This is a genomic window from Mycobacterium sp. TH-M103, from assembly GCF_057473785.1.
This window is the reverse complement of record NZ_JBYCLG010000351.1, coordinates 1-9,623: the sequence shown is the minus strand read 5'-3', so window position 1 is coordinate 9,623 and position 9,623 is coordinate 1. Positions and strand designations below refer to the sequence as shown.

Sequence of the window (9,623 nt, the reverse complement as noted above, 5' to 3'; positions counted from 1 at the left end):
GGTCGGCCACTCCTACATCAAGGCGCTGATGGCCGACACCGGCGCGATCTTCGGCGGCGAGCACTCGGCCCACTACTACTTCCGCGACTTCTGGGGCGCCGACTCCGGGATGCTGGCAGCTTTGTACGTGCTGGCCGCCCTCGGCGAGCAGGACCGGCCGCTGTCGGAGCTGACCGCCGACTACCAGCGCTACGAATCCTCCGGCGAGATCAACTTCACGGTGGCCGACGCGCCGCGGTGCGTGGAGGCCGTGCTGAGGTCGTTCGGCGCCCGCATCCACTCCATCGACCACCTCGACGGGGTGACCGTCGACCTCGGCGACGGCAGCTGGTTCAACCTGCGCAGCTCCAACACCGAGCCGCTGCTGCGGCTCAACGTCGAGGCCCGCAGCGCCGAGGACGTCGCCGCCGTCGTCGATCGGGTCCGGGTGGAGATCGGCGCGGCGACCGCGGCGGTGCCGGGGGACGCCGTCCCGTGAACGCGACCCGGGCGATCGATCTCGAGGACGCCGAGGGCCTGCTGGCCGCCGACCGGGACGGCCTGCTGCGGGCGGCGTCGTCGGCCGGCGCCCAAGTGCGTGCCGTCGCCGCCGCCGCCGAGGAGGGGACGCTGGACACGCTGCGCGTCGACCACCCGCCGCGCAGCGTGATCTGGGTGGCCGGCCGCGGAACCGCCGAGACCGCCGGCGCCATCCTGGCCGCGACGCTCGGCGGCGAGGTCTCCGCGCCCATCGCGGTGCTCGGCGAGGCGCCGCCGTGGGTCGGCCCGCTCGACGTGCTGATCGTCGCCGGCGACGACCCCGGCGATCCGGCGCTGGTCACGGCCGCCGCGACCGGGGTGCGCCGCGGCGCGCGGGTCGTGGTGGCGGCACCGTATGAGGGCCCGCTGCGGGATTCCACCGCCGGCCGGGTCGCCGTGCTCGGCCCGCGGCTGTGGGTGCCCGACGAGTTCGGGTTGTGCCGCTACCTGGCCGCCGGCCTGGCCGCCCTGCGCACCGTGGACGCCAGAACGGGCATCGATCTGGAGCGGCTCGCCGACGAGCTGGACGCCGAGGCCCTGCGCAACAGCGCGGGCCGCGACCCGTTCACCAACCCGGCCAAGACGATCGCCGCGCGCATGTCCGGCCGCCGGGTCGCGCTGGCCGGCGACTGCGCCGCCACGCTGGCCGTGGCGCGGCACGGTAGTTCGATCCTGTTGCGGATCGCGCACGAGGTGGTCGGCGCCGCCGGGCTCGCCGACGCGGTGGTGGCGCTGCGCGCGAGCGACGGCTTCGGCGGTGCCGCGTCGTCGGTGGACGCGCTCTTCCACGACGAGCAGATCGACGGGCCGCTGCCCGAACGGCTGCGGGTGCTGGCGCTCACGCTGGCCGCCGAACGCACGGTGGTGGCGGCGCGCGTGGCCGGCCTCGACGACGTCCACCTGGTCTGCGCCGAGGACGTGCCGGATTTGCCGGAGGCGCCCGGCGGACCGGCCGAGGCCGGTGGTGCGGCCGGTGCCGAGCGCACGCCGACCGGTGCGGGCAGCGCCTGGGCGCAACTGGCAGTATTGGCCGTCCGGCTGGAGATGGCCGCGGTTTACATGCAACTGGTGCGGGGATAGATAGACACGTGGAACTGCTACGCGGGGCCTTGAGGACGTACGCATGGGGGTCGCGTACGGCCATCGCCGAGTTCACCGGCCGGACGGTGCCGGCGGCCCATCCGGAGGCCGAGCTCTGGTTCGGCGCACACCCGGGCGATCCGGCCTGGCTGGAAACCGAGCACGGCGAGGTGTCGTTGCTGGACGCGCTGGTCGCCGATCCGGAGGGGCAGCTCGGACCCGGCTCGCGTGCCCGGTTCGGCGACGTGCTGCCGTTCCTGGTGAAGGTGCTGGCGGCCGACGAGCCGCTGTCGCTGCAGGCACATCCCAGCGCCGCGCAGGCCGTCGAGGGCTACCTGCGCGAGGAGCGCCTCGGCATCCCGGTGAACTCGCCGGTCCGCAACTACCGCGACACCTCCCACAAGCCGGAGTTGCTGGTCGCGCTGCAGCCTTTCGAGGCGCTGGCCGGGTTCCGTCGGGCCTCGCGCACCGCGGAGCTGCTGCGGGCGCTGGCGATCGCCGAGCTGGACCCCTATATCGAGCTGCTCAACGACCAGTCCGACGCCGACGGCCTGCGGGCGCTGTTCACGACCTGGATCACCGCGCCCCAGCCCGACCTCGACGCGCTGGTCGCGGCCGTGCTGGACGGCGCGATCGCCTACGTCAGCTCCGGCGCGACCGAGTTCGCCGACGAGGTCAAGACGGTGCTCGAGCTCGGGGAACGCTACCCCGGCGACGCCGGGGTGCTGGCGGCGCTGTTGCTCAACCGCATCAGCCTGGCCCCGAATGAGGCGATCTTCGTTCCGGCCGGAAACCTGCACACCTACCTGCGGGGTTTCGCCGTCGAGGTGATGGCCAACTCCGACAACGTGCTCCGCGGCGGGCTGACCCCCAAGCACGTCGACGTCCCCGAGCTGCTGCGGGTCCTCGACTTCGAGCCCACCGCCGAGGCGCGGCTGCGCCCGCACGTCCGCCGCGAGGGTTTCGGGATGGTGTACGAGACCCCGGCCGAGGAGTTCGCGGTGGCGCTGCTGGCCCTGGAGGGCGAGTACCTCGGGCACGAGGTCGACGCGGCGTGCAGCCACGAGGGGCCGCAGGTCCTGCTGTGCACCGAGGGCGCCACGACGGTGCACGCCAAGTCCGGCTCGCTGACGCTGCGGCGCGGGATGGCCGCCTGGGTGGCCGCCGACGACGGTCCGATCCGGCTCGTCGCGCGCGAGCCGACCAAGCTGTTCAGGGCGACCGTGGGGCTGTGACGGCCCGCCGCTGCGGGGAGGCCTGCCGGCGCTCGCCCAGCCACAGCTTGAAGTTGTGCGCGATCGCCCGGCCGACGAGCCGCGGCGGCGGCACCATGTAGAGGCTGTCGAGCAGCGAGAACCGGCGCAGAAACCATTCGGCCAGCGCGGGTTCGGTCTCGGCCGCGCCGAGGAACTGGTCGAACAGCGCACCGACCGGCCGCCACCAGCGGGGGATGGGGTCGGTCTCGGCGTGGTGGAAGCTGACGTCGCCGATGGCGTTCATCAGCCACACCGGGTAGGTGGTCCTGGCGGTGGCCCGGTTCAGCGTCGCCGCCACCCGGTGCTCCGGCTGCTGCAGCGCCCGCCGCAGGTGCCCGGCCTGCAGCGACGCCATCGTCATACCCTGCCCGAAGGTGGGGTTGAAGCTGGCGACCGCGTCGCCGAACGGCACGATACCGCCCGGGAAGCGGTCCAGTTTGTCGTAGCGCCGCCACCGGCTGGTCGGGAACGCGTGGAACGCCGGCTCGTCGAGGGGCTCCGCCTGCGCCAGCGCGGCGGTGAAATGCGCCGGCAGCAGCTCGCCGGCCAGCGCCAGCATGTCCGGGAACGTCTGCGGCGGTTTGGCGTCGGCCACCCCGAAGGTGGTGAGCACCCAGGTGCCGTCCTCGTAGCACAGCATGCCCAGCCCCAGCGACTGGTCGTGGGAGGCCCCGGCGACGACGACCTTCTCGGCGATCAGGCCGTCGGGGATCCGTAGCTGCCGGGTGGCGTAGTTGATGCCGATGTCCAGGGTCCGTTCGGGCGGGCGCCGGTATCCCCACTGCTCGAGCCACACCGGTAGCCGGGTGCCGCGGCCGGCCGCGTCGACGACCAGGCCGGCCGGCACGAACTCGGTGCCGCCGGGGTCCAGCAGCACCCCGGTGACCCGCTGCCGGGCCCGGTCGAACCGGGGCTCGGCGACAAAGTGCCGCACGATCTCGACGTTGGCGATGTCGCGGACGCGCCGGCGCAGCTGCCATTCCAAGTGTGGGCGGCTGGGCACGTAGGCGGTGAATTCGTCGCGCAGCGTCTGCCCCATCCCGAGCACGTGACCCGCGGCGCCGAGGTGGATGCAGTCGGGCCGGTTCTCGAGCATCGGCACGCCCGCGGCGACCATGTCCTGCAGCAGCCCGGGGAACAGGCCGTCGAACTCGATCGCCCCGCGGGCCATCAGCATGTGCACGTGCCGGTCCTGGGGCACCGCCGCGCGATTTGCCGGGGTGTCGGGCAACTCGTCGCGTTCGTAGACGGTCACCCGGGCGTAGAACTCGGAGAGCACCCGGGCGGCGCACAACCCCGCGATGCTGGCCCCGATCACGACCGCGTGATCTCGTGTGCTGTCTTCGCCCCCAGACACCCTCGCAGCCTACCCAGTACTGTGCCGTCCAACGGATGACCAACGGGAGGGTGGATGGCCAATCGGTGGCGCATGAAGTCCGTCGAGCAATCGATCGCCGACACCGACGAGCCGGACACCCGGCTGCGCAAGGACCTCAACTGGTGGGACCTGGTGGTGTTCGGCGTCGCGGTGGTGATTGGCGCCGGCATCTTCACGGTGACCGCCTCGACCGCCGGCGACATCACCGGCCCGGCGATCTGGGTCTCGTTCGTGATCGCGGCGGTCACCTGCGCGCTGGCGGCGCTGTGCTACGCCGAGTTCGCCTCCACGCTGCCGGTGGCCGGCAGCGCCTACACCTTCTCCTACGCCACCTTCGGCGAGTTCCTGGCCTGGATCATCGGCTGGAACCTGTTGCTGGAACTGGCGATCGGCGCGGCCGTGGTGTCCAAGGGCTGGTCGACCTACCTGGCGACGGTGACCGGATTCGCCGGTAGCCGCCTGGCACTGGGATCGGTCCGGCTCGACTGGGGGGCGCTGCTGATCGTCGCGGTGGTGGCGACCCTGGTCGCGCTGGGCACCAAGTTGTCGTCGCGGTTCTCGGCGGTGGTCACCGGCGTCAAGGTGGCGGTGGTGGTGCTGGTCGTGGTGGTCGGCGCCTTCTACGTCAAGGGCTCGAACTACTCGCCGTTCATCCCGCCGCCCGAAGCGGGCCACGAGGCCTCGGGCGTCAACCAGTCGGTGCTGTCGCTGCTGACCGGGGCGCACAGCAGCCATTACGGCTGGTACGGCGTGCTGGCGGGGGCGTCGATCGTGTTCTTCGCGTTCATCGGCTTCGACATCGTGGCCACCATGGCCGAGGAGACCAAGCGGCCCCAGCGGGACGTCCCCAAGGGCATCCTGGTGTCGCTGGCGATCGTCACGGTCCTCTACGTCGCGGTGTCGGTCGTGCTGTCGGGCATGGTGCCCTACTGGAAACTCAAGACCGTCCCGGGCCTGGGGCAGGCCAACCTCGCCACGGCGTTCACCGCGAACGGTGTGCACTGGGCCAGCAAGGTCATCGCGGTCGGGGCGCTGGCCGGGCTGACCACCGTGGTGATGGTGCTGATCCTCGGGCAGTGCCGGATCCTGTTCGCGATGGCGCGCGACGGGCTGTTGCCGCGCTCGCTGGCCAAGACCGGTGCGCGGGGGACCCCCGTGCGGATCACCGTTCTGGTCGCGGTGGTGGTGGCGCTGACGGCCTCGGTGTTCCCGATCGACAAGCTCGAGGAGATGGTCAACGTCGGAACGCTGTTCGCGTTCGTCCTGGTCTCCGCCGGTGTCATGGTGCTGCGCCGCACGCGTCCCGATCTCGAGCGCGGCTTCCGGGCGCCGTGGGTGCCGCTGCTGCCGATCGCCTCGATCTGCGCCTGCGTGTGGCTGATGCTCAACCTCACCGCGCTGACCTGGATCCGTTTCGGGGTTTGGCTGCTCGTGGGGATCGGCATCTACCTCGGGTACGGGTACCGGCACTCGGCGCAGGGGCTCCGGGAGGCGGACCGGGTGGACGCCGCGTAATCGCTTTACAAAATAGCATCTTATGTCTAGACATGAGACGTATCAGGTCTTATTGTCAACCTCAAGTAGTGGTGTGACTCATGAGGAGGTTTGGCATATGACCACGCTCAACTCCCGGGCGGGCCGGGACGTCGAACGAGCCGAGGCGCCGGTCTGGCGGGACAAGAAGCGCCGGCTGTGGCTGCTCGGGCTCGTCGCCCCGACGGCGTTGTTCGTGATGCTGCCGTTGATCTGGGCGCTCAACCGGCTCGGGTGGCAGACCGGCTCGCAGGCGTTGCTGTGGATCGGCCCGCTGCTGGTCTACGTCGTGCTGCCGATCCTGGACCTGCGCTTCGGGCCGGACGGGCAGAACCCGCCCGACGAGGTGATGGAACGGCTGGAGAACGACAGGTACTACCGCTACTGCACCTACGTCTACGTCCCGTTCCAGTACTTGAGCGTGGTGATGGGCGCCTATCTGTTCACCGCTTCCGACCTGAGTTGGCTGGGCTATGACGGCGCGCTCGGCTGGGCGGGCAAGCTCGGCGTGGCGCTGTCGGTCGGCGTGCTCGGCGGTGTCGGCATCAACACCGCGCACGAGATGGGCCACAAGAAGGACTCGCTGGAGCGCTGGCTGTCGAAGATCACCCTGGCGCAGACCTGCTACGGGCACTTCTATATCGAGCACAACCGCGGCCACCACGTGCGGGTCGCCACCCCGGAGGACCCGGCCTCGGCCCGCTTCGGGGAGACGTTCTGGGAGTTCTTGCCGCGCAGCGTGTTCGGCAGCCTGCGCTCGTCGCTGCGGCTGGAGGCCCAGCGGCTTCGGCGGCTCGGCCGCAGCCCGTGGGACCCGCGGACCTACCTGTCCAACGACGTGCTCAACGCCTGGGGAATGTCGGTGCTGCTGTGGGGCGTGCTGATCGCGGTGTTCGGCCCTTCGCTGATTCCGTTCGTGCTGATCCAGGCCGTCTTCGGGTTCAGCCTGCTCGAGGCGGTCAACTACCTCGAGCACTATGGGCTGCTGCGGCAGCAGACCGCCGGCGGGCGCTACGAGCGCTGCGCGCCGGTGCACAGCTGGAACTCCGACCACATCGTCACCAACCTGTTCCTGTACCACCTGCAGCGGCACAGCGACCACCACGCCAACCCGACCCGCCGCTACCAGACGCTGCGCAGCATGCAAGGCGCCCCCAACCTGCCCAGCGGGTACGCGTCGATGATCTCGCTGACCTACTTCCCGCCGCTGTGGCGCAAGGTGATGGACCACCGGGTGCTCGCGCACTACGACGGTGACATCACCAGGGTCAACGTGCAGCCGCGCCTGCGGGCCAAGATGCTGGCCAGGTACGGGGCGCCCGAACAGGCGGAGGCGGCATGACCGCCTACCGCTGCCCGGGCTGCGGCTACGTCTACGACGAGGCCGAGGGCAATGCGCGCGAGGGCTTCCCGGCCGGCACGGCCTGGGATCGGATCCCCGACGACTGGTGCTGCCCGGACTGCGCGGTGCGCGAGAAGGTCGACTTCGAAATCGTGACTTCGAGACCGTGACTTCGAAACCCTGAGGAGTGAACCGATGAACGACTACAGGCTCTTCGTCTGCGTGCAGTGTGGCTTCGAGTACGACGAGGCCAAGGGCTGGCCGGAGGATGGCATCGAGCCCGGCACCCGCTGGGACGACATCCCCGAGGACTGGAGCTGCCCGGACTGCGGCGCGGCGAAGTCGGACTTCGAGATGGTGGAGATAGCGCGCCCGTGATCGGCCACCGCCATCCCCGCGAATGCGGCCGCGAAAACAGATATCGTCGCGCCTGTGAAGCGGATGCCGTACGCCGAGGCCTCGCGGCTGCTGCTGCGCGACTCGGTGCTCGACGCGATGCGGGAACTGCTGCTGGCCCGCGACTGGTCCGCCGTCACGCTGTCCGACGTGGCCCGCGCCGCCGGCGTCAGCCGGCAGACCATCTACAACGAGTTCGGCTCGCGGCAGGGCCTGGCGCAGGGGTACGCCCTGCGCCTGGCCGACCGGCTGGTCGATACCGTGCACGCCGCCCTGAACGCCCATGTCGGCGACATCTACGAGGCGTTCCTGCACGGCTTTCGCGACTTCTTCGCCGAGTCGGCGGCCGACCCGCTGGTGATCTCGTTGCTGACGGGGGTGGCCAAGCCCGATCTGCTGCAGATCATCACCACCGACAGCGCGCCCATCATCGCCCGCGCGTCGAGCCGGCTGACGACGGCGCTCACCCAGAGCTGGGTGGCCGCCAGCGACGAGGACGCCGGCGTGCTGGGCCGCGCTATCGTGCGGCTGGCGCTGAGCTACGTGTCCATGCCACCCGAGGCCGACCACGACGTCGCGGCCGACCTGGCCCGGTTGATGACGCCGTTCGCGGAGCGCCACGGCGTGGTCAATCTGCCCTGACGGCCTGCCCCGACTCTCCCTGATTGAGGGCCCGCGACGCCGCCTACTACAGTGGCGGAAGAACATACTAAAGCTAAGTACCGCTAGTGACGGTGAGCCTCGAGTAAGGATGAGAGACGCTATGACGACGACCGAAAAATCGCTGAGTGCCGACGTCCGGAACGGCATCGACTTCAAGGTTGCCGATCTGTCGCTGGCGGATTACGGGCGGCGCGACATCGAGCTCTCCGAGCAGGAGATGCCGGGTCTGATGTCGCTGCGCCGGGAGTACGCCGACGTGCAGCCCCTCAAGGGCGCGCGGATCTCGGGCTCGCTGCACATGACGGTCCAGACCGCGGTGCTCATCGAGACCCTGGTCTCGCTGGGCGCCGAGGTGCGCTGGGCGTCGTGCAACATCTTCTCCACCCAGGACCACGCGGCGGCGGCCGTCGTCGTCGGCCCCTACGGCACCCCCGAGGAGCCCAAGGGAGTTCCGGTGTTCGCCTGGAAGGGCGAGACGCTGGAGGAGTACTGGTGGGCCGCCGAGCAGATGCTGACGTGGCCCGACCAGCCGGCCAACATGATCCTCGACGACGGCGGCGACGCCACCATGTTGGTGCTGCGCGGCGCCCAGTACGAGAAGGCCGGCGTGGTGCCGCCCGCCGAGGACGACGACCCCACCGAGTGGAAGATCTTCCTGGAGCTGCTGCGCCGCCGTTTCGAGACCGACAAGGGCAAGTGGACCAAGATCGCCGAGTCGGTCAAGGGCGTCACCGAGGAGACCACCACCGGCGTGCTGCGGCTCTACCAGTTCGCCGCGGCCGGTGATCTGGCGTTCCCGGCGATCAACGTCAACGACTCTGTGACCAAGTCCAAGTTCGACAACAAGTACGGCTGCCGGCACTCCCTGATCGACGGGATCAACCGCGGCACCGACGTGCTGATCGGCGGCAAGAAGGTGCTGATCTGCGGCTACGGCGACGTGGGCAAGGGCTGCGCCGAATCGGTCAAGGGTCAGGGGGCGCGGGTCGTCGTCACCGAGATCGACCCGATCAACGCGCTGCAGGCGCTGATGGAGGGCTACGACGTCAAGACGGTCGAGGACGCCATCGCCGAGGCGGACATCGTCATCACCGCCACCGGCAACAAGGACATCATCACGCTGGCGCACATGAAGGCGATGAAGGACCATGCGGTCCTGGGCAACATCGGGCACTTCGACAACGAGATCCAGGTCGCCCAGCTCGAGAAGTCGGGCGCGACCAGGACCAACATCCGCCCGCAGGTCGACCTGTGGACGTTCCCCGACAGCGGCAAGTCGATCATCCTGCTGTCCGAGGGCCGGCTGCTGAACCTGGGCAACGCCACCGGCCACCCGTCGTTCGTGATGAGCAACAGCTTTTCCAACCAGGTGATCGCCCAGATCGAGCTGTGGACGAAGAACGACGAGTACGACAACGAGGTGTACCGGCTGCCCAAGCACCTCGACGAGAAGGTG

At 70.1% G+C, this 9,623-nt stretch carries 9 protein-coding genes and 1 pseudogene; 9 read left to right on the top strand and 1 reads right to left on the bottom strand.

Features of this window, described 5'->3' with window-relative positions:
• From manB to manA, 3 genes and pseudogenes are all read left to right on the top strand, one after another.
• A pseudogene (gene manB / locus AC2VOR_RS19520) lies at positions 1 to 478 on the top strand (phosphomannomutase/phosphoglucomutase); the annotation flags it as partial.
• Positions 475 to 1,599 (top strand): TobH protein, encoded by a 1,125-nt coding sequence (locus AC2VOR_RS19515; protein WP_486964345.1) that lies wholly within the window; start codon positions 475 to 477, stop codon positions 1,597 to 1,599. The pseudogene manB and the gene AC2VOR_RS19515, both read left to right, overlap by 4 nt.
• An 8-nt stretch (positions 1,600 to 1,607) precedes the next feature.
• Complete coding sequence (gene manA, locus AC2VOR_RS19510; protein ID WP_369740115.1) at positions 1,608 to 2,834, top strand: mannose-6-phosphate isomerase, class I; 1,227 nt, start codon at positions 1,608 to 1,610, stop codon at positions 2,832 to 2,834.
• Here the strand turns inward: manA and AC2VOR_RS19505 are convergent.
• Complete coding sequence (locus AC2VOR_RS19505) at positions 2,812 to 4,212, bottom strand: FAD-dependent oxidoreductase (protein WP_486964344.1); 1,401 nt, start codon at positions 4,210 to 4,212, stop codon at positions 2,812 to 2,814. The genes manA and AC2VOR_RS19505 overlap by 23 nt on opposite strands.
• 54 nt (positions 4,213 to 4,266) lie before the next feature.
• On the opposite strand from AC2VOR_RS19505, the gene AC2VOR_RS19500 reads away from it, so the two are divergent.
• The 6 genes from AC2VOR_RS19500 to ahcY form a co-directional block, all read left to right on the top strand.
• Positions 4,267 to 5,748 (top strand): amino acid permease, encoded by a 1,482-nt coding sequence (locus AC2VOR_RS19500; protein ID WP_486964343.1) that lies wholly within the window; start codon positions 4,267 to 4,269, stop codon positions 5,746 to 5,748.
• Positions 5,749 to 5,845: 97 nt separating this feature from the next.
• Positions 5,846 to 7,108: an alkane 1-monooxygenase gene (locus AC2VOR_RS19495; protein ID WP_369740112.1), complete on the top strand. Its 1,263-nt coding sequence runs from the start codon at positions 5,846 to 5,848 to the stop codon at positions 7,106 to 7,108.
• Positions 7,105 to 7,278, top strand: coding sequence for a rubredoxin (locus tag AC2VOR_RS19490; RefSeq protein ID WP_369740111.1), 174 nt, complete (start codon positions 7,105 to 7,107; stop codon positions 7,276 to 7,278). Before AC2VOR_RS19495 ends, AC2VOR_RS19490 begins: the two co-directional genes overlap by 4 nt.
• A gap of 25 nt (positions 7,279 to 7,303) precedes the next feature.
• A complete protein-coding gene (locus tag AC2VOR_RS19485) occupies positions 7,304 to 7,486 on the top strand; it encodes a rubredoxin (protein WP_369740109.1) in 183 nt (60 codons plus the stop codon).
• Between the two features lie 63 nt (positions 7,487 to 7,549).
• On the top strand, positions 7,550 to 8,146 hold the full coding sequence (gene alkX / locus AC2VOR_RS19480) for a TetR family transcriptional regulator AlkX (protein WP_369741729.1): 597 nt from the start codon (positions 7,550 to 7,552) through the stop codon (positions 8,144 to 8,146).
• 121 nt (positions 8,147 to 8,267) lie between these two features.
• Positions 8,268 to 9,623: adenosylhomocysteinase (ahcY, locus tag AC2VOR_RS19475; RefSeq protein WP_486964342.1), on the top strand; the 1,356-nt coding region annotated here is incomplete at its 3' end.

Bases quoted from the DNA above. Each gene is read 5' to 3' on its own strand.
- AC2VOR_RS19500 (WP_486964343.1), top strand. From the start codon at position 4,267: ATGGCCAATCGGTGGCGCATGAAGTCCGTCGAGCAATCGATCGCCGAC.
- AC2VOR_RS19495 (WP_369740112.1), top strand. From the start codon at position 5,846: ATGACCACGCTCAACTCCCGGGCGGGCCGGGACGTCGAACGAGCCGAG.
- AC2VOR_RS19490 (WP_369740111.1), top strand. From the start codon at position 7,105: ATGACCGCCTACCGCTGCCCGGGCTGCGGCTACGTCTACGACGAGGCC.
- AC2VOR_RS19485 (WP_369740109.1), top strand. From the start codon at position 7,304: ATGAACGACTACAGGCTCTTCGTCTGCGTGCAGTGTGGCTTCGAGTAC.
- alkX (WP_369741729.1), top strand. From the start codon at position 7,550: ATGCCGTACGCCGAGGCCTCGCGGCTGCTGCTGCGCGACTCGGTGCTC.